General features: G+C 72.8%; 18 protein-coding genes. 15 read left to right on the top strand and 3 right to left on the bottom strand.

Annotation, left to right across the window (positions count from 1 at the left end):
• Positions 1 to 4 precede the first annotated feature (4 nt).
• Positions 5 to 898: a siderophore-interacting protein gene (locus ABD747_RS01970; RefSeq protein ID WP_344801396.1), complete on the bottom strand. Its 894-nt coding sequence runs from the start codon at positions 896 to 898 to the stop codon at positions 5 to 7.
• A 294-nt stretch (positions 899 to 1,192) separates the two neighbouring features.
• Here ABD747_RS01970 and ABD747_RS01965 point away from each other — a divergent pair, with 294 nt between their 5' ends.
• From ABD747_RS01965 to ABD747_RS01955, 3 genes are read left to right on the top strand one after another with little or no spacing between them, the layout of a single operon-like run.
• A complete protein-coding gene (locus ABD747_RS01965) occupies positions 1,193 to 2,128 on the top strand; it encodes an HAD-IA family hydrolase (protein WP_344801395.1) in 936 nt (311 codons plus the stop codon).
• Positions 2,125 to 2,478, top strand: coding sequence for an MmcQ/YjbR family DNA-binding protein (locus ABD747_RS01960; protein WP_344801394.1), 354 nt, complete (start codon positions 2,125 to 2,127; stop codon positions 2,476 to 2,478). The genes ABD747_RS01965 and ABD747_RS01960 overlap by 4 nt, the downstream gene beginning before the upstream one ends.
• Positions 2,479 to 2,487: 9 nt before the next feature.
• Entirely contained in the window at positions 2,488 to 2,694 is a 207-nt protein-coding gene (locus ABD747_RS01955; protein WP_344801393.1) for a hypothetical protein, read from the top strand.
• Positions 2,695 to 2,733: 39 nt separating this feature from the next.
• On the opposite strand, the gene ABD747_RS01950 is transcribed toward ABD747_RS01955, so the two are convergent.
• Together ABD747_RS01950 and ABD747_RS01945 are read right to left on the bottom strand one after the other, a co-directional pair.
• On the bottom strand, positions 2,734 to 4,788 hold the full coding sequence (locus ABD747_RS01950; protein ID WP_344801392.1) for an AAA family ATPase: 2,055 nt from the start codon (positions 4,786 to 4,788) through the stop codon (positions 2,734 to 2,736).
• Between the two features lie 86 nt (positions 4,789 to 4,874).
• Positions 4,875 to 5,318, bottom strand: coding sequence for a hypothetical protein (locus ABD747_RS01945; protein WP_344801391.1), 444 nt, complete (start codon positions 5,316 to 5,318; stop codon positions 4,875 to 4,877).
• Positions 5,319 to 5,494: 176 nt separating this feature from the next.
• On the opposite strand from ABD747_RS01945, the gene priA reads away from it, so the two are divergent.
• The 12 genes from priA to yajC all read left to right on the top strand — a co-directional run bounded on the left by priA (position 5,495) and on the right by yajC (position 18,102).
• A complete protein-coding gene (gene priA, locus ABD747_RS01940; RefSeq protein WP_344801390.1) occupies positions 5,495 to 6,247 on the top strand; it encodes a bifunctional 1-(5-phosphoribosyl)-5-((5-phosphoribosylamino)methylideneamino)imidazole-4-carboxamide isomerase/phosphoribosylanthranilate isomerase PriA in 753 nt (250 codons plus the stop codon).
• Positions 6,244 to 8,619 (top strand): HAD-IB family hydrolase, encoded by a 2,376-nt coding sequence (locus ABD747_RS01935; RefSeq protein WP_344801389.1) that lies wholly within the window; start codon positions 6,244 to 6,246, stop codon positions 8,617 to 8,619. Before priA ends, ABD747_RS01935 begins: the two co-directional genes overlap by 4 nt.
• Positions 8,620 to 8,689: 70 nt before the next feature.
• Positions 8,690 to 10,264 carry a lactate racemase domain-containing protein gene (locus ABD747_RS01930; RefSeq protein ID WP_344801388.1) on the top strand — a complete coding sequence of 525 codons (1,575 nt, stop codon included), beginning with the start codon at positions 8,690 to 8,692 and terminating at the stop codon, positions 10,262 to 10,264.
• The gene (locus ABD747_RS01925) at positions 10,254 to 11,108 is read left to right on the top strand and encodes a lysophospholipid acyltransferase family protein (RefSeq protein WP_344801387.1); all 855 of its coding nucleotides are present in this window, start codon (positions 10,254 to 10,256) and stop codon (positions 11,106 to 11,108) included. Before ABD747_RS01930 ends, ABD747_RS01925 begins: the two co-directional genes overlap by 11 nt.
• Before the next feature lie 11 nt (positions 11,109 to 11,119).
• Positions 11,120 to 12,100: a GNAT family N-acetyltransferase gene (locus ABD747_RS01920; protein ID WP_344801386.1), complete on the top strand. Its 981-nt coding sequence runs from the start codon at positions 11,120 to 11,122 to the stop codon at positions 12,098 to 12,100.
• A gap of 10 nt (positions 12,101 to 12,110) precedes the next feature.
• Positions 12,111 to 12,875: a YebC/PmpR family DNA-binding transcriptional regulator gene (locus tag ABD747_RS01915; RefSeq protein ID WP_344801385.1), complete on the top strand. Its 765-nt coding sequence runs from the start codon at positions 12,111 to 12,113 to the stop codon at positions 12,873 to 12,875.
• A gap of 359 nt (positions 12,876 to 13,234) precedes the next feature.
• Positions 13,235 to 14,068 carry a sugar phosphate isomerase/epimerase family protein gene (locus ABD747_RS01910; RefSeq protein ID WP_344801384.1) on the top strand — a complete coding sequence of 278 codons (834 nt, stop codon included), beginning with the start codon at positions 13,235 to 13,237 and terminating at the stop codon, positions 14,066 to 14,068.
• Positions 14,069 to 14,191: 123 nt separating this feature from the next.
• Positions 14,192 to 14,902, top strand: coding sequence for a hypothetical protein (locus tag ABD747_RS01905; RefSeq protein WP_344801383.1), 711 nt, complete (start codon positions 14,192 to 14,194; stop codon positions 14,900 to 14,902).
• A 148-nt stretch (positions 14,903 to 15,050) separates the two neighbouring features.
• On the top strand, positions 15,051 to 15,680 hold the full coding sequence (ruvC, locus tag ABD747_RS01900; RefSeq protein WP_344801382.1) for a crossover junction endodeoxyribonuclease RuvC: 630 nt from the start codon (positions 15,051 to 15,053) through the stop codon (positions 15,678 to 15,680).
• The gene (ruvA, locus tag ABD747_RS01895; protein WP_344801381.1) at positions 15,677 to 16,297 is read left to right on the top strand and encodes a Holliday junction branch migration protein RuvA; all 621 of its coding nucleotides are present in this window, start codon (positions 15,677 to 15,679) and stop codon (positions 16,295 to 16,297) included. Before ruvC ends, ruvA begins: the two co-directional genes overlap by 4 nt.
• A gap of 196 nt (positions 16,298 to 16,493) precedes the next feature.
• On the top strand, positions 16,494 to 17,564 hold the full coding sequence (gene ruvB, locus ABD747_RS01890) for a Holliday junction branch migration DNA helicase RuvB (RefSeq protein ID WP_344801380.1): 1,071 nt from the start codon (positions 16,494 to 16,496) through the stop codon (positions 17,562 to 17,564).
• Between the two features lie 91 nt (positions 17,565 to 17,655).
• Positions 17,656 to 18,102 (top strand): preprotein translocase subunit YajC, encoded by a 447-nt coding sequence (gene yajC, locus ABD747_RS01885; RefSeq protein ID WP_344801379.1) that lies wholly within the window; start codon positions 17,656 to 17,658, stop codon positions 18,100 to 18,102.
• Positions 18,103 to 18,144 lie beyond the last annotated feature (42 nt).

Below are 18,144 nucleotides of genomic sequence, written 5' to 3'. Positions count from 1 at the left end.
CGGACTACAGTCCGGCCTTCTCCAGGGCCTCGAGGTAGTGCTCGCGGAGCTCGGGTCCCCGCAGGCCGTCGGCCTGGGCCTGGGTGTAGACGGCCTCGAGCTCGGCCTCCTTCTCCCGCCAGCGGGCCAGCCACTCCTCCTTGCGGACGCGCCAGTAGCCGATGATCTCGAACCGTTCGATCGGCCAGCCCAGCTCGCGCCGGACGTACTTGCGGACGTCCCGGGAGATCGACGCCTCGGCCGCCAGCCAGATGTAGCCCGGACCGTCGGGGAAGTCGTACGCCTTCAGCGCGTCCAGCAGCGCGCTCGGCGCGTGCCCGTGGCCGGTGCCGTGGATCCACTCGACGGTGACGTCGCCGGCGGTCTCGAAGGTCTGCGCGTCATCGGGGAAGATCACCTCGACGATGGCGTGCGCCCGGGTTCCGGCCGGCAGCTCCTCGATGATCCGGCCGAGCGCCGGCAGCGCGGTCATGTCGGCCAGCAGCAGCTGCCACTGCGTTCCCTCCGGCGGGGCGTACCACCCGTCGGTGGCGCTCAGCCCCACGCCGTCGCCGAGCTGCGCACTGAGCGCCCAGCCGGCGGCCACCCCGCCCTCGTGCACGACGAAGTCGATCTCCAGCTCGGCGTTCTCGGCATCCCAACGCCGCACCGTGTAGCTGCGCGACGGCGGCCGGCCGGGACCGTCGGAGTAGTCGAGCCGGCCGTCGACGTACACCGGCTCGGGGGTATGCCGATCGCCGGGCCGCGGGAAGAACACGCAGATCCGCTCGTCGCCGAACCCACTCGTCCGGAACCGGCGCAGATCGTCGCCGCCGAACCGGATCCGCATCATGTTCGGGGTCAGCCGGCGCACGCCGACCACCTCGGCGCGGTAGTACTCCTCGTGCGGTTTGCTCACGACTCTCCCTGAAGCAGGTGTAGGTGCTAAGGACAGCCTAACCTGATTCGCCGGACGTGGCGGACCGGTGGGACGGGCGTGGTCCGCCGACCCACGGCGAACTCGGATCCTTTGTGCCGATTCGGATCCGCTGCACGGGATCCGAGTTGCCACAGGGGATCCGAGTCGGCACAGGGGATCCGAGTTGCTACAGGGGATCCGAGTTGCGGTGAGCAGGGGGAGTGCGCCGGGGAGGCAGCTGTCGACGAGGCGGGGTGCGTCCGGGAGGCTCGCGGCGGTTGGCAGAATGCCGGGATGCTCGACGCGGTGATCTTCGACCTGGGTGGCGTGGTGCTGCAGTGGGAGCCCGAGCGGGCGTACGAGCGGGTGCTGCCGGCCGGCGACGTCGCCGCGTTCCTGGAGCGGATCGACTTCCGGGCCTGGAACCGGCGCAACGACGGCGGGCACCGGTTCGCCGACGCCGAGGCCGAGCTGATCGAGCGGTTCCCCGACGACGCGGCGGCGATCCGGGCCTACCGCGAGCACTTCGCTCACGCGCTCACCGGGATGGTGCCGGGGACGTCGGCGGTGATCGCCGAGCTGGGTCGGGCCGGCGTCGGGCTGACCGCGCTCACCAACTGGTCCGGCGAGACGTTCCCGGTCGCCCGCGAGCGGTTCGGCATCCTCCGGCGGTTCACCGACATCCTGGTCAGCGGCGACGAGGCGATGCTCAAGCCGGACCCGGCCATCTTCGCGCTCGCCTGCGAGCGAGCCGGCCTGGACCCGGCCCGTACCGTCTTCATCGACGACGGGGCGGCCAACGTCGAGGCCGCTGAGCGGTACGGCCTGACCGGGCTGGTCTTCACCGACGCGACCACGCTCCGGGCGGACCTGGTCCGGCTCGGGCTGGTCGGCGAGCGGGCGGCGATCGGCCGGCGGATCTTCCACTGGGCGCTCCGGTCGGAGTGGGCGGCCGCGACGCAGACCGGGGTCTATCCGTGGTCGAGCCGCGGAGTGACCTACGACGCGGAGGGCTTCGTGCACCTCTCCTTCGCCGAGCAGGTCGCCGACACCCGGCGCCGCTACTACGCCGACCTCGCCGACGCCGAGCTGGTGCTGCTCGAGCTCGATCCGGACGCCACCGAGGTGCCGGTCGTGGTCGAGCCGGGCGGCGGCTCGGAGTTCCCGCACCTCTTCGCGCCGCTGCCGGTCGCCGAGATGACCGTGCACGCGGCAGACTGGCGGGCATGACGGGCACCGCGGACTGGCGGACGTACTGCCTGGCCAAGCCGGGCGCCTGGCGCGACGAGCCGTGGGAGCACGACGCGGTGGCCAAGGTCGGGGACAAGATCTTCGCCTTCCTCGGCTCCGACGACCCGGTCAGCTCGATCGGGCTCAAGTGCGGCGACCGGGAGGCCGCCGATCTGTGGCTGGAGCGCTATCCCGACCACGCCCGCAAGATGGCCTACATCGGTGCCCACGGCTGGAACACGTTCGTCCTCGACGGCACCATCGACGACGACCAGGCCCGCGAGCTGATCGACACCTCCTACGACCTGGTGGTGGCCAAGCTGCCCAAGTCCAAGCGGCCGGCGGGCTGAGGCGTGCCGGTGCCGAGCGAGCCCGAGTCCAGCGCGCTGGCATCCGTGCGCCGCTGGGAGCTGGCCGGCGGGGTGTGGCAGGTGGTGGCCCGCCGCGGCGGGCGCCTGACCCTCGCGCTGTGTCGCTGCGACGCGGGCGAGGAGGTCGACCGGCTCAGCTCGGCCGCCCCGGACCTGCGAGCGTACGTCGGCGAGCGGCAGTCCAGCGCGGACTGACGGCCCGAGAACGTTCCCGCGGGAACGTTTCGGGCAGCCTCAGGCGTCCAGTTCGCGGTGCCAGAGCAGGGTCGCCACCCGCCCGCAGGCGGTCCCGAGCAGCCGGCGGAACGTGCTGGACGGCAGCTCGAGCACCTCGGCCGCGCGCTCCAGGCTCGGCGCCGGGGAGAGGTACGCGCGCACCAGCACCCGGTGCAGCCGCCGATCGGCCGGTACGTCGGCCAGACTGTCCGCGGCTTCCTTGAGCTGGCCGCGGAGCACCTCGACCGTCTCGGCGACCCCTTCCGAGCCGGTCAGCCGGGTGGTGACGAACCGGCAGCGCAGTAGCGGGCTGGTCCGCAGCCTGTCCGGCCTGCTGTAGCTCCGCAGCGCCTGCCGCACCTCCGCGGCGAACGTGCTCTCGTCCAGCACCAGGACCGGCGGGGCCGGTGCCGGCGACGGAGGCGGATCGGCCGGGCCGCCGACCCCGACCTCCTGCCGGGACAGCCGGGCCAGCCACTCCGCGGGCGGCACGATCCGCCAGTCGTGGCCGAAGCAGGCGTACGTCCGCCCGCCGACGGTGAAGTCCGCCCGCGGCGCGCGCCGCTGATCGACGTAGGCGCAGAACGCCTCCCACGGACCCGGCTCGGCGAACGGGATCAGCGTGACGGCGAGCGCGCGCGTGGTGAGGAAGTGCCGGGCGAACTGGGTGGCGATGATGCTCTGCGCGGCCGACACGGACTGGTAGGTCTCCGCCGCCAGCCAGAACCGGAACAGGGTCGCGGTCTCGCCCGGGCGCAACGGCGGGTGCGAGGCCAGCTCGGCGCGAGCGGCCGCCACCGCCGGGTCCTGCGCGGCATCGTCCGCGCCCAGCCGCTCCAGCGGGAGCAGGCAGAGCGCCCCCTCGACCGCGCCGTCCGGCCCGCGGACCGACCACCAGTCGGCCGGCCGTTCGGCCAGCCAGTGCCGCGCGATGGCGGCCGAGTCGGCACCCTCGTGCCGGCCGATCATGGCCTCGATCGCCGCGCCGTCGCCGGCCCGCGCCGGCTCCAGCCGCAGGGCCGCCGACGCCTCGGAGGTCTGCAGGAAGCCGCGCAGGTCCGGGTGCAGGAAGATGAGGTCGAGCAGCGCCAGCGCCTGCACGGCCGGATCGGGATGATCCAGCCGGGCCAGGTACTCGGTGCGGGCCCGCTCGTGCAGGGCGACATGACGCTCCGGATGGCGCCATCGCAGATCGCGGGAGACCACCTCGCGGACCAGGTCGTGCAGCACCAGCCCGGTCGCGCCGGTCTGGACATACGGTCGGGCCCGCAGCCAGCGGAACAGCTCGTAGCAGTCCGGCTGGTCCAGCAACGCCGCCAGCAGCGGCTCGTCGAGGGCGCGGACCTGGGCCGCAGCCTCGATCGCCGCCCGCTGCTCGGCGGAGGTGACCTCGTGCAGCAGCCGGTCCATCAACGTCGCGACGACGTCGGCTGACTCGGGCACCGTCAGTGCGCCCTTCTGCCGGGTCAGCTCGCCCGCGAGAGCGAGCGCCAACGGGTGGCCGTGGCTGAAGGCGACGACCGGTTCGACCAGGTCGGCGGGCACACCGCGGGCGGTCAGGTAGCCGTCGCAGTCGGCGCGGTCCAGGCCACCCAGCGCAATCACGTGCAGCAGCGGGGACCAGCCCTCGTCGGTTCGCCAGCCGACCGACGGGGCGTGCTGACCGGCCAGCACGAGCACGATGTCGCCGGGCAGCCGGGGCGCGATCGCGTCGCGCAGCGCCGTATCGACGCTGGCGAGCAACTCGTAGTCGTCGATCAGAACGACCTGCCGGGTCGGCGACGGTGCCGGGTCGGGCCCGCCGAGCACCGGCGCGAGCCGGACCTCCAACGCCTCGACGGTCGGCGGCAGGTCGCGGCCGGAGATGCTCCAGCAGGCGGCGCCGTGGTCCTCGGCGAGGCTCGCGAACTGCCTGATCAGGGTGGACTTGCCGATGCCCGCCGGCCCGTGCACGATCACGACGGCCGGCTCCGGCGAGGCCAGCAGTGCCGCGAACCCGGCTAGCTCCACCCGCCGGCCGACGAATGCGCGGGCCCGGCCCCGGTCGAGCCGGTCGGCCATCGTCGGCACCATGCCTCACCCTCCGAACGGTCGGCGCCATCATGGCGCCGACCGCCGGTCGGGGGCAACAGGAACGGGCTCGAGGGCAGCGGCGGGGCTCAGAACTCGCCGTCGGTCCGCAGCTGGAGAGTGGCGATCGTGTTGGTGGTGCCGGTGTTCTGGGCGCAGACGGAGTAGTAGCCCGGGCCGGGGAAGGTGCCGTACGCGGAGCGGAGCTCGATCGACCAGTTGGTGGCCCGGTTCGCGGTGTTGGCGACCACGACGCCGTTGCGGACCAGCTTGAACTTCGCGCCCTGCCCGGTGGCCGACCCGTCGGCCCGGACCTGGTAGCTCGCGTACTGGGTCGGCGTGCACTGGCCCATCCCGGGCGACAAGGCGTACGTCCCGATCTGCTGGGCGGACGCGGCGCCGGCTCCGGCGACGCTCAGCGCGGCGGCGGCGCCGGCGACGGCGAGCCCGGTGACGACCCGGCGGGCGAGCGGACGGGCGAGCGGACGGGCGAGCGGACGGGCGGTGCGGGTGCTGCGGGTGGTGATGGACATCGGGTGTTCCCTCCGATTCGGTTCGGCACCCCGGTGGCGCCGTCGATGCAGGGAAGGTACGAGCGCGGCACGCTCACTCTCCACGCCACGATCCGCTCATTCCACGCTCGGTTTCCGCCGGTCCGCCGCTCGCTGGAAACGGAGGTCCGGGCGGACTTCGGCTATGGTTCCCACTCGTGGGTTCCTTGGTGTTGTTGCCGGCGGTGGACATCGCCGACGGTCAGGCCGTTCAGCTGGTCCAGGGGGTGGCAGGCACCGAGAAGCACTTCGGGGACCCGCGGGCGGCGGCGAAGCGCTGGGCCGACGCCGGCGCCGAGTGGCTGCACCTGGTCGACCTCGACGCCGCGTTCGGGCGGGGGAGCAACGCCGAGATCATTGCCGAGGTCGCCTCGCACACCAGCCTGAACGTGGAGCTGTCCGGGGGGATCCGCGACGACGAGAGCCTGGAGCGCGCGCTCGCGACCGGCTGCCGCAGGGTCAACATCGGCACCGCCGCGCTGGAGCGGCCGGAGTGGTGCGAGGAGATCATCGCCTCGTTCGGCGACCGGATCGCGATCGGTCTCGACGTCCGCGGCAGCCGGTTGGCGGCCCGCGGCTGGACCCGCGAGGGCGGCGACCTGTGGGAGACGCTGGACCGGCTGGACGCGGCCGGCTGCGCGCGGTACGTGGTCACCGACGTCAACTCCGACGGGATGCTGTCCGGCCCGAACCTCGGCCTGCTCCGCGACGTCTGCGCCCGGACCGAGGCGCCGGTGGTGGCCAGCGGCGGCATCTCCAGCCTGACCGACATCGCGGACCTGGCCGCGCTCGTACCCGACGGGGTGGAGGGCGCGATCATCGGCACCGCGCTCTACGTCGGCAAGTTCACCCTGCAGGAGGCGCTGGTGGCCGCGCACGGCCTGAGCGCGGTCATCGAGGACCACTCATGACGGCGCCCGCCGAAACGTTCCGGCGGTCCGACGGCGAGTCTCCCAACGGGCAGAACGGGCGCGACCACGCGGTGCAGCGGCTGGACGGCCGGCTGCGGGACCTGCTGGCCGGCAAGAAGATCCTGATGACCGGGGTCACCGGGTTCATCGGCGAGCAGCTGCTGTGGAAGATGCTGACCGAGCTGCCCGACACCACCCCGGCCGTGCTGGTCCGGCCGAAGCGGTCGCAGAGTGCCTGGGACCGGATGGTCGCGGTGGTCAAGAAGGACATCTTCAAGCAGGTCCGGGAGGCCGCGGGCGGGCCGGAGGAGCTGCTGCGGGCCCGGATCGACGTGATCGAGGGCGACCTGCCGAACGTGCCGAAGCTGCCCCGCGACATCGACATCGTGGTGCACTGCGCCGGCGACGTCAGCTTCGACCCGCCGATCGACCAGGCGTTCACCACGAACGTGATCGGCACCAAGGCGCTGATGGACCGAATGATCGAGGCGTGCTCCGACGAGCACGGCAACCTGGAGAAGATCCCGCACTACGTGCACATCTCCACCGCCTATACAGCGGGCCGCCGGCGCGGCGCGATCCCGGAGGCGCAGCACGTCCACACCATCGACTACGACGCCGAGACCGCCGCCGGGCTGGCCATGCGGGATCTGCTCGACACCGAGTCGCGGACCTCGGAGCACCTGACCAAGCTGCGCAAGGAGGCCGAGCGGGAGCACCGCGCGGCCGGCTTCCTGACCACGGCCGCCGACACCGAGCGGCGCCGGCTGGAGTGGGTCCAGGCCGAGCTGGTCAAGGCCGGCACCGAACGCGCCCGCTCGCTCGGCTGGACCGACGTCTACACCTTCACCAAGGCGCTCGGCGAGCGGGTGGTGGCCGACGTCGGCCGCAACGTCGAGGTGTCGGTGGTCCGGCCGGCCATCGTCGAGTCGTCGTGGAAGCACCCGTATCCGGGCTGGATCGAGGGCTTCAAGATGGCCGAGCCGCTGATCCTGGCGTACGGCCGCGGCGAGCTGCCCGAGTTCCCGGCCAGCCCGGACTCGGTGGTCGACATCGTGCCGTGCGACTACGTCGTGAACGCCATCCTCGCCGTCTGCGCGACCAAGCCGGTGATCGGCGAGCCGGAGTTCTATCACGTCAACTCCGGTGCCCGGAACCCGCTGACCTTCCGCGGCCTCTACAACCACGTCCGCAACTACTTCTCCGCGCACCCGTTCGAGGGCGGTCCCCGCGGCGCGGCCCGGCTGCCGCAGTGGCAGTTCCCCGGCGCCTCGTCGGTGGAGCGGCTGCTGTCCACGTCCGAACGCGCGCACAAGATCGCCGACCGGGCCCTGTCGTACGCCCCGCGCTCCGACCGGACCCGCAAGATCGCCACCGACCTGGACCGGTTCCGGACCCGGCTGGACTTCCTGCGCCGCTACCTCGGCCTCTACAACGAGTACGCCCAGTCCGAGCTGCACTTCGTCGACGACAACACGCTCGCGCTGACCAACGCCCTGGACGCCGACGACGTGGACGCGTTCGCGTTCGACTCGGCGGCGTACGACTGGACGACGTACATCGAGGATGTGCACTGTCCCTCGATCACCGCCCCGGTGCGCCGGATGGACGCCATCCGGCGCAAGCGCGGCAACCGGCCGACGACGATGAAGGACCTGTCCCGGGACAAGGCCGGCGCGACCGCGCTCGCCGTGTTCGACCTGGACGGCACCGTCATGTCGGCCAACGTGATCGAGCAGTACCTGTGGACCCGGCTGCCGGAGCTGCCGCCGGTCCAGCGGGTGGCCGAGTTCGGCCGGGTGCTGCGCAAGGTGCCGAGCTACGTCCGGGCGGACCAGCGCGACCGCGGCACCTTCCTGCGTGCGGTCTACCGCCGCTACAAGGGCGCGGACCTGGCGGCGTTCGAGGAGGCGGTGGACACCAGCCTGGCGCCGCACATGCTGAACCGGCTGTCCCCGGACGCCGTCCGCCGGATCCGCGAGCACCGCGAGGCCGGCCACACCACGATCCTGATCACCGGCGTGGTCCGGCCGCTGACCCGGCCGCTGGCGCCGCTGTTCGACACCATCGTGGCCGCGGACCTGGAGGTGGACGACGACGGTCGGTGCACCGGGTTCCTGACCGGGCCGCCGCTGGTCGGGGAGTCGCGGCCGGCGTGGCTGCGGCACTACGCCAGCCTGCACGGGATCGACCTGGACGCGAGCTTCGCCTACGCCGACTCCCACTCCGACCTGCCGATGCTGCAAGCGGTCGGCAACGCGGTCGCGGTCAGCCCGGACATCGCGCTGATGCGGGCGGCCAACGCCAACCGGTGGTCGATCGTGGAGTGGAAGATCAAGTCCAGCAGCCCGCGCTGGATCCTGCCCGAGTAGCCCAGACCCCGATAGCCCAGACCCCTAAAGACCCAGGCCAGACCCGAGATGACAGGACGCTAGAGGACAGATGGCTCGCCCAGGTTTCGTGCTCGAGGTGGACGACCGTACGCCGCCGCTGGCGGTTCCCTCCGGCGACGGCTTCCGGCTGGAGCGCTTTCCGCTCGGCACCCGCGTCGTCTATCCGGGTGACCCGATCGATCCGGTCCCCGACATCGGCGAGGCGATCGCCGAGGCGCTCGACGCGCCGCTGGAGTCGGCACCGCTGAGCGAGCGGCTGCGCGCGGGAATGCGGCTGACGATCGCGTTCGACGACAACTCCACACCGGTCCCGGCGATGCCGTCGCCGGACATCCGCGCCCGGATCATCGAGGCCGTGCTGACCCGGGCTGCGGCGGCCGGGGTGGACGACGTCGCCCTGATCTGCGCGAACGGGCTGAACCGGCGGCTGACCCCGGCGGAACTGGAGGCCCTGGTCGGCGAGCGCGTGTTCCGGTCGTTCTTCGCCGACGACCTGCTGACCAACCACGACGCCGAGGACCTCGACGCGCATACCGCGGTCGGCGCGACCGAGGCCGGTGTGGTCAGCCTGAACGCCCGGGTGGCCCAGTCGGACCTGCTGGTCTACGTCCACGTCGCCGTCCCGCCGAACGCGCTCGCCGGGCCGAGCGGCGGTCCCGCGGGCCCGGCCGAGCGGCTGACGGCAGCCGGCACGGTCCGCCAGATCCGAGGCCTGACCGGCCTGCAGACCCGGGACGAGCGCGGCCAGATCGCCGTCGGTGAGGCGATCGGCGCGGTGATCGGCGAGGCCGTCGAGGTGTTCGAGGTCGACGCCGTGCTGGACAACGACAGCTACACCGGACTGACCGACTTCCTCGGCCGGCGCGAGTGGGAGTGGCGGGTCAAAGACCGGGTCCGCGCCGGCGTGCTGCGCCAGGGACTGCGGTTCGCCCCGACCAGCCCGCGGCGCCGCGCGATGGACGGCGTCCGCGGCGGCTACCGCACGATCGCGGTGAACGCCGGCGCGCCGATCGCGGTCCGGGAACTGAGCCGCGACCAGGTGCTCGCCCAGCAGCGGGTCGAGATCGCCGGTCAGTCCGACGTAGCCGTGGTCGGCGTGCCGTTCGCCAACCCGTACGGCGTCGATTCCGTGGTCAACCCCATCCTCGCGGCATGGTCGGCGCTGGCGGGCACGCTGGCCGCGCACGTCGGCATGCCGGTGGTCCGCGAGGGCGGAGCGCTGATCGCGTTCCATCCGCTGAGCGCGGACTTCTCCCCGCTGCACCAGCCGAGCTACGTCGACTTCTTCGGTGAGGCGCTGACCGCCGACTCCGATCCGTACGCCATCCAGTCCGAGGCCGAGCAGAGGTTCGCCACCGACGCCTGGTACGCGCACCTGTACCGCACCAGCCACGCCTTCCACGGCGTGCACCCGGTGCACCGCTGGTACGAGATCGCCGCCGCCCGCGAACACCTGGGCGACGTCGTCTGGGTCGGGGCGGATCGGGCCAACGCCGAGCGGATGGGCTTCCGGGCGGCGTCCACGCTGGCCGACGCGCTGGAGATCGTCGGGTCCAGCGTCGGGCACGACCCGACCATCACGTTCCTGCACTCCCCGCCGGCGGTGGTCTCCGATGTCCGCTGAGCTGACCCAGCCGGCAGCGGGCGGCTCGCCCGCCGGCCGGGACGGGTCCCGGTTCCGCACCGGGTGGGCCCGGACGCCGGCCGCGAACGCGCTGCGCGAGGTCGTCCAGGTCGCGGGTCTCGGACCGATCGTGCGGCGCGAGGTCCAGTTGGACGTCCACGGCCTGGAGTACGTCCGCGAGCTCCAAGGCCCGGCCCTGTTCGTGGCCAACCACTCCTCGCACCTGGACACCGCGGTGCTGCTGACCACGCTGCCGAAAGAGCGCCGTCGCAAGACCGCGGTAGCGGCGGCCGCGGACTACTTCTTCGACGTCTGGTGGCGGGCCAGCGGCTCCTCGATCGCGTTCAACACGTTCCCGATCGAACGCAAGGGCGGCTCCCTGTCTTCGACCCCGGCCGACCTGCTCGCGGACGGCTGGAGCATCGTCGTCTACCCCGAAGGCACCCGGTCCGTGGACGGCGTGATGGGCCGGTTCCGGATGGGCGGGGCCTGGCTGGCCGTACACAATCAGGTGCCGGTGATCCCGGTCGGGCTGCGCGGGACGTACGCCGCCATGCCGCGCGGCCGCAGCTGGCCGGTCCCCGGGCGGCCGCGGGTGAGCGTCCGGTACGGGCCGCCGATCGTGCCCCGCCCCGACGAGACGCCGCGGGAGATGCAACCCAAGATCGTGAAGGCGGTCCGGGGGCTGGTGGCCGAGGACGAGGCGACCTGGTGGGAGGTCCAGCGGCACGGCGAGGACGCGGTGGCGAAGCCGCCGACCGCGCGCTGGGCGCGGATCTGGCAGCAGGCGGCCCCGCCGGTGGCGGGCGGTCGCAAGCCCGCGCCGCGGATCTGGCGGTCCTGAGCGGGTCGCCGGTGGGGGTCGGGGAGGTGCGGTGGGCGCCGCTGCAGGCGGACGACGCCGTGCGGGTCCGGGCGCTGCTGACCGCCTCGGAGCAGTTCGACCGGGCCGGGCCGCGGATCCTGCACGGCTGGCGACACCAATTGGCCCCGATCGGCGACGAGCAGACCGACACGCTGGCGGCCCGGACCGCCGACGGCAGGCTGGTGGCGCTCGGCTGGGTCTCCGCCCGACCGTATGACGACCCGCCGCGCCGGGTCTTCCTCGCCGGCACGGTGCACCCGGACTACCGTGGCCGCGGGCTGGGCCGGCGGGTGCTGGACTGGCAGCTCGACGCCGCCCGCCGCTGGCAGCGGGAGATCGGCGGCGACCCGATCACCGTCGTCGCCTCGACGGCTCCGCTGCCCGACGTGCACGCGCTGCTGAGCTGCACCGGCTTCGAGCGGGAACGAGTCTTCGCCGAGTTGAGCCTGCCGCTGCCGCGGGACGAAGGGCCCGGACCGAACCCGGCGATCGCCGGAGCGACGCTCGTCGCGTTCAGCGCGGATCGCGCCGAGGAGGTCCGGGTCGTGCTCAACACCGCCTTCGCCGAGCACTGGGGCACCCGGGTGCTGCAGACCGAGCCCTGGCAGGCGGTGCTCGGCAGCGAGACGTTCCGGCCGGCCTGGTCCCGGCTGGCCTTGGACGGCGAGGATCGCGTGGTCGGGTTCGTGCTGAACTCGGCTGCGCCACACCCGACGTACGGCCGGGTCGGCTGGACCGATCAGCTCGGCGTCCTGCCGCGGTGGCGCGGCCGGGGACTCGGTGCGGCGCTGATGCGGGACTCGCTGGACGTGTTCGAGGCCAAGGGTCTCGCCCTGGCGGGGCTGGGGCTGGACACCCAGAACCCGTTCGGCGCGCCCGCCCTCTATGCCTCGCTCGGCTACCGGCCGGGCTTCGATGTGCACCTGTTCACCCGGACCGAGCCCGCTCTGGCGCCGCCCGGGAGTCGGTAGGCTGGCGCGCATGTCGGGACATTCCAAGTGGGCGACCACCAAGCACAAGAAGGCCGTGATCGACGCCCGCCGCGGCAAGCTGTTCGCCAAGCTGATCAAGAACATCGAGGTCGCCGCGCGGGTCGGCGGCGGTGACCCGGCGGGGAACCCGACCCTCTACGACGCGATCCAGAAGGCCAAGAAGACCTCGGTCCCGAACGACAACATCGACCGCGCGGTCAAGCGCGGCTCCGGTGCCGAGGCCGGCGGTGCGGACTACGAGACGCTGATGTACGAGGCGTACGGCCCCGCGGGCATCGCGCTGCTGATCGAGTGCCTGACCGACAACCGGAACCGCTCGGCGTCCGACGTCCGGGTCGCCGTGACCCGCAACGGCGGCACCATGGCCGACGTCGGCTCGACGGCGCGGATGTTCTCGCGCAAGGGCGTGGTCACCGTGGCCAAGGAGCAGGCGGGCCGAACGCTGACCGAGGACGATCTGCTGGAGGCCACCCTGGACGCCGGCCCGGAGGAGGTCAGCGACCTCGGCGACAGCTTCGAGATCGTCTCCGACCCGAACGACACGGTCGCGGTCCGCAAGGCCGTCGAGGCCGCCGGGCTCGACTACGACTCGGCCGAGGTCTCGTTCGTGCCGGACTACACCCAAGACGTCGACGCGCCGACCGCTGAGAAGCTGTTCAAGATCATCGACGCGCTCGAGGACTCCGACGACGTGCAGAACGTGTACGCCAACTTCGACGCCAGCGACGACGTGCTGGAGGCCGTCGGCCGCTGAGTGCCCCTCGGGTCGGCAGGTCTCGGCTCGCCATCGGCTCGGGCCCCTCGCCTCCGCGTTATCGCCTCGGTTCGCATCGACTCCGCGTTATCGCCTCGGTTCGCATCGACTCCGCGTTATCGCCTCGGTTCGCATCGCCTCGGTGCATCTTCGCGCGGGTTCGAGCTTGTTCGCGCGTGAAGCTCGACACGCGAACAAGGGGTAACCCGAGCGAAGTCGGCTGCACGCGCGTCGGCTGCGCGCGGGTCGGGCTGCGCGCGCGTCGGGCCCCGAGCGGCGACTGCCGCGGGGCGGATCTGCTCGGGATCGAGGACCGCCCGGGCGGTCCGATCCGAACTCGACCGGGCAGAATCGACCCGATGACAACGATGAAACCGGTCAAGGCCGTGCACACCTGGTCGCTGTTCCGCACGATGGGTCGGTTCGTGGCGCCCGGATCCATGCCGATGGGCGGCCTGCCCGAGCGCCAGCACCCCGAGGAGGGCGGGCTTCCGCTGCTGGAGCTGCCCGCGGCACTGGCCGAACACGGCTATCGCAGCGCTCAGCTGTGCCACTTCTACCTACCGACGGTCGAGCCCGGCTACCTCGCCGAGTTGCGCGACGCGTTCGACCGGGCCGGCGTCCAGCTGGAGTGCTTCCTGATCGACGAGGGCGATCTCGCCCACCCTGATCCCGCCGTCTCGGCGGCTCAGCAGGACTGGATCGCCGGCTGGCTGGATGTGGCCGCGGCTCTGGGCGCACCACGGGCCCGGGTCGTCGCTGGCAAGCAGCCGCCGTCGCCGGGGGCCCTGGACACGAGCGCCCGGGGACTGAGCCGGCTCGCGGAGCGGCACACCGACGTACGGATCGTGACGGAGAACTGGCACGCCCTGCTGCCCGACGCCGCGTCCGTACTCGGGCTGCTGGACCGGACCGAGGGCCGGATCGGGTTCCTGGTCGACCTCGGCAACTGGTCCGGGCCGACCAAGTACGCGGAGCTGGCCGCGGTCGCCGGTCGGGCGGAGACCTGCCAGGCCAAGTGCCGGACCGAAGCGGACGACCGGCTGGACCTGGCGGACTACCGGTCATCGCTGGAGGTGCTGCGCGACGCGGGCTACGACGGCCCGCTCGCCCTGGTCTACGACGGTCCCGACTCCGACGAGTGGGCCAATCTGGAGGCCGAGTACGCGCTCGTCGACCAGGTCTTCGGCTGATCGTTCGACGGGCCACTCGGGCCGGGTGATGCGCGGACGAGCGCCGACCCGCCAGCGTTGGTCGCGGGCCGGCGCCGCCGGCGACGGAGGGGTACGTCAATGGTCGGTTCGAGACTCGAGCCCGTGCTCGGACGGCGTGTGCTCGGTCGGCGCGCGCTCGGACGGAGCAGCGCGGTCGGCCCGGTGATCGCGGTCGGGCTGCTGTGCGGCCTCGCGCTCGCCGGCTGCGGCGGGGGAGGCCCGGTGCCGACCGCCCGACCGTCGGCGAGCGGTTCCCACACCCTTGTCGTACCGACCCGCAGCCCGGCGATCCCGACGTCCCGCACGCCCGCCGTCCCCACCCGGAGCCCCGAGCCGCCGACGCGCAGCCCGGCGTCGCCGACCCGCTCCCCGGTCGAGCCGACCGGCGAGCCGGATTCCAGCGCGACCAGCTCGCGGCCACCGACGGAGTCGGAGCCCCAGCCGTCGCGGGCGACTACGGCCGCCTCGAAGACGGCGGCGAGTGCGAGTACGGCGAGGTCGGCACCGGCATCCTCGCCCGCGCCGCCGACCCGGTCGACCGCGTCCGAGGCGGCGCCTCAGCCGAGCGCGTCCGAGTCGAGCGAGCTCGCGGGACGCAGCACGGGCTCCGATGCCGCATCGCCCCCCGGCTCGGCGGAGTCGAGCCCGGTGTCGACGGCCACAGCGCCACCGCAGACGGCGACGCCCCCCCCGGCGACCGGTTCCGGCGGTGTGCCGGGCTGGGTCTGGCTGCTGATCGCGGCGCTGCTCGCGATGGCCGGCGTGATCGTCGCCCTGGTCCGCCGCACCCGCTCCGGGCGGCACGCGGGCTGAGCCGCCCCCGATCTCGAGGACGGGCCACGACGTGATGCCGGGAGGGAGGTGGCCCTGCGGTGCCGGGCGCGTGTCGGAGCGGGGCAGTGTCGGTGGGGCGATCTAGGGTTGCGAACATCTGTTCGGTTGATCGATGGAGGGGCCCAGGATGCGTGTGCTCGGCATCGACCCCGGCCTGACCCGGTGCGGGATCGGGGTGGTCGACGGGCGGCCGGGCCGGCCGCCGGACCTCGTCGGGGTCGACGTGATCCGCACGCCAACGGAGCTGGACACTGCGCGGCGGCTGCGGCGGCTCGAGGAGGAGCTCGACGGCTGGCTGGCCGAGCACCGGCCGGACACGGTCGCGGTCGAGCGGGTGTTCGCGCAGCACAACGTCCAGACTGTGATGGGCACCGCGCAGGCGGCCGGCGTGGCAATGCTCGTCGCCGCCCGACGCGGCATCCCGGTGGCGACGCATACCCCGAGCGAGGTCAAGGCCGCGATCACCGGCTCGGGTCGCGCGGACAAGGCGCAGGTGACCGCGATGGTGACCCGCATCCTGCGGCTGGCCGCACCGCCCCGGCCCGCCGACGCCGCGGACGCCTTGGCGCTGGCCATCTGCCAGGTCTGGCGGGGCGGCACCTCGGCCCGCTACGAGTCGGCGGGCGACAGCGCAGCCGAGGCGGCGCGCCGGCAGCGCAGCGCGCTGGCCCGAGCCCGCGCCCAGGCCGGCACCGGCCGGTCCGGCGCCTCCCCAACCGTCCCACCCGTCAACGTACGTCCCAGGAGAGTCTCGTGATCGCGCAGGTCAGCGGCACCGTCATCCAGCTCGGCCCGACCACGGCCGTGATCGAACTCGGCGGCCTCGGGGTGCTCGCCCTGGTCAGCCCGGACACCGCGGCGGACCTGCGGGTGGGTCAGCCGGCCACGCTCGCGACCAGCCTGGTGGTGCGGGAGGACTCGCTCACCCTCTACGGCTTCGCCTCGACCGACGAGCGGGAACTGTTCGAGCTGCTGCAGACCGCTACCGGGGTCGGGCCGAAGCTGGCTCAGGCCGCGCTGGCGGTGCTGAGACCCGACGAACTCCGCCAGGCCATCGCCACCGAGAACCTGCTGACCCTGATGAAGGTGCCCGGCGTCGGCCGCAAGGGGGCCCAGCGGCTGGTGATCGAGCTCAAGGACAAGATCAACGCCGTCGGCGCCGCTGGCCAGGCCGAGCTGCCGGCCACCGCCGCCAAGACAGGCGGTGGGTCGGCCTGGCGCGACCAGGTGAGCCAGGGGTTGCAGGGTCTCGGCTGGTCGGCCAAGGATGCGGACGCGGCGTGCGGCGAGGTCGAGCATCTGGTCCGCGACGACCCGGGTACGTCCGTTGCGAGCCTGATGAAGGCCGCCCTGCAGAGTCTGGCCCGGCCATGAGAAGCCACCCATGCGCGCTGGCCCTTCGACAGGCTCAGGGCACGTGCACTGGACAGGCTCAGGGCGCGTGCACTGGAGAGGCTCAGGGCGCGTGCACTGGAGAGGCTCAGGGCGCGCGCACTGGACAGGCTCAGGGGCACGTGCGCTGGACAGTCTCGGCGCACGTGCGCTCGACAGACTCGGGGCGCGTTCTGAGATGACCGGCGAACCCACGAGCGTCTCGGATCTCATCCGGCCGGACGCGGACCCGAACGAGAGAGCGGCGGAGTCTGCGCTGCGGCCCACCAGCCTGGCCGAGTTCGAGGGTCAGCCGCGGGTGAGCGACCAGCTGGGGCTGGTGCTGGAGGCCGCCCGGCATCGGGAGGCGACCGCCGACCACGTGCTGCTGTCCGGCCCCCCTGGTCTGGGCAAGACCACCCTGGCGATGATCATCGCGGCCGAGATGGCCGCGCCGATCCGGATCTCCAGCGGTCCCGCCATCCAGCACGCCGGTGACCTGGCGGCGATCCTGTCCGGGCTGGTCGAGGGCGAGGTCTTCTTCCTCGACGAGATCCACCGGATGTCGCGACCGGCGGAGGAGATGCTCTATCTGGCGATGGAGGACTTCCGGGTCGATGTGGTGGTCGGCAAGGGGCCCGGGGCGACCGCCATCCCGATCGAGATCCCGCCGTTCACCCTGGTCGGGGCCACCACCAGGGCCGGCCTGCTGCCGGGTCCGCTGCGGGACCGGTTCGGCTTCACCGCGCAGCTGGACTTCTACGACACCACTGCGCTGGAGCACATCCTGACCCGATCGGCGGGCCTGCTGGGCGCGCGGCTGCGCGCCGAGGGTGCCGCCGAGATCGCCCGCCGCTCCCGCGGCACGCCCCGGATCGCCAACCGGCTGCTGCGCCGGGTCCGCGACTATGCCCAGGTCCGCGCCGACGGCGTGATCACCCGAGCGGTGGCCGCGCGGGCGCTGGAGCTGTACGAGGTGGACGAGATCGGGCTGGACCGGCTGGACCGCGCCGTACTGGACGCGGTCTGCCGGCGCTTCGGTGGCGGCCCGGTGGGGCTGTCCACCATCGCAGTGTCGGTCGGGGAGGAGCGGGAGACCGTCGAGGAGGTCGCCGAGCCGTTCCTGGTCCGCAAGGGCTATCTGATGCGCACCCCGCGCGGCCGGGTAGCGACCCCCGCCGCGTGGCGTCACCTCGGCTTGGCCCCGCCCGCGGGGAGCAGTTCGGCCGCCGACACCGGGCCAGATCTGTTCGAGGATTCGGGCTCATAGGCAAGACTAGGTACGCTACCCCGGATCGACAGGGACGTCCGCGTCCGCTGTCGGTCTGCCCGACGTACGCACCCAACTGGACGCTGGAGCCATGTCACAACAATCGTTGACCACCTTCGCCCTGATCGCGCTGATGGCGGTCGCCTTCTACTTCCTCATCCTGCGACCGCAGAAGAAGCGGCAGCAGCAGCAGCAGAAGACGATGAGTTCCATCACCCCCGGAGCGCGGGTGATGACCGGCAGCGGCCTGTTCGGGACCGTGGTCTCGGTCGGGGAGAAGCAGATCGTGATCGAGATCTCGCCCGGGGTGAACCTCACCCTGCTCAAGCCCGCCGTGTCCCGGGTGGTCGGACCGGAGGACGAGGACGGCCCGCAAGGCATCGAGCCGGAACTGCACTACGAGCCGGAGGCCTCCGAGCTCGACCTCCCGCCGACCCACGCGACGGATGTCCGCACCGAGGATCTCGGCCCCAGCGCGACCGACGTGACGCCGGGTCGCTCCCAGTCCCAGGGGAACGACCCCTCCAGCAAGGAGTAAGACCCGCCCGTGGCAACACCTTCCGGACACCCGGGCCGGACC

The sequence above is a fragment of the Microlunatus ginsengisoli genome, assembly GCF_039537205.1.
Lineage (GTDB): Bacteria > Actinomycetota > Actinomycetes > Propionibacteriales > Propionibacteriaceae > Microlunatus > Microlunatus ginsengisoli.
Note: the sequence above shows the minus strand (reverse complement) of the source record. Positions and strands in the feature narration are given on the sequence as shown.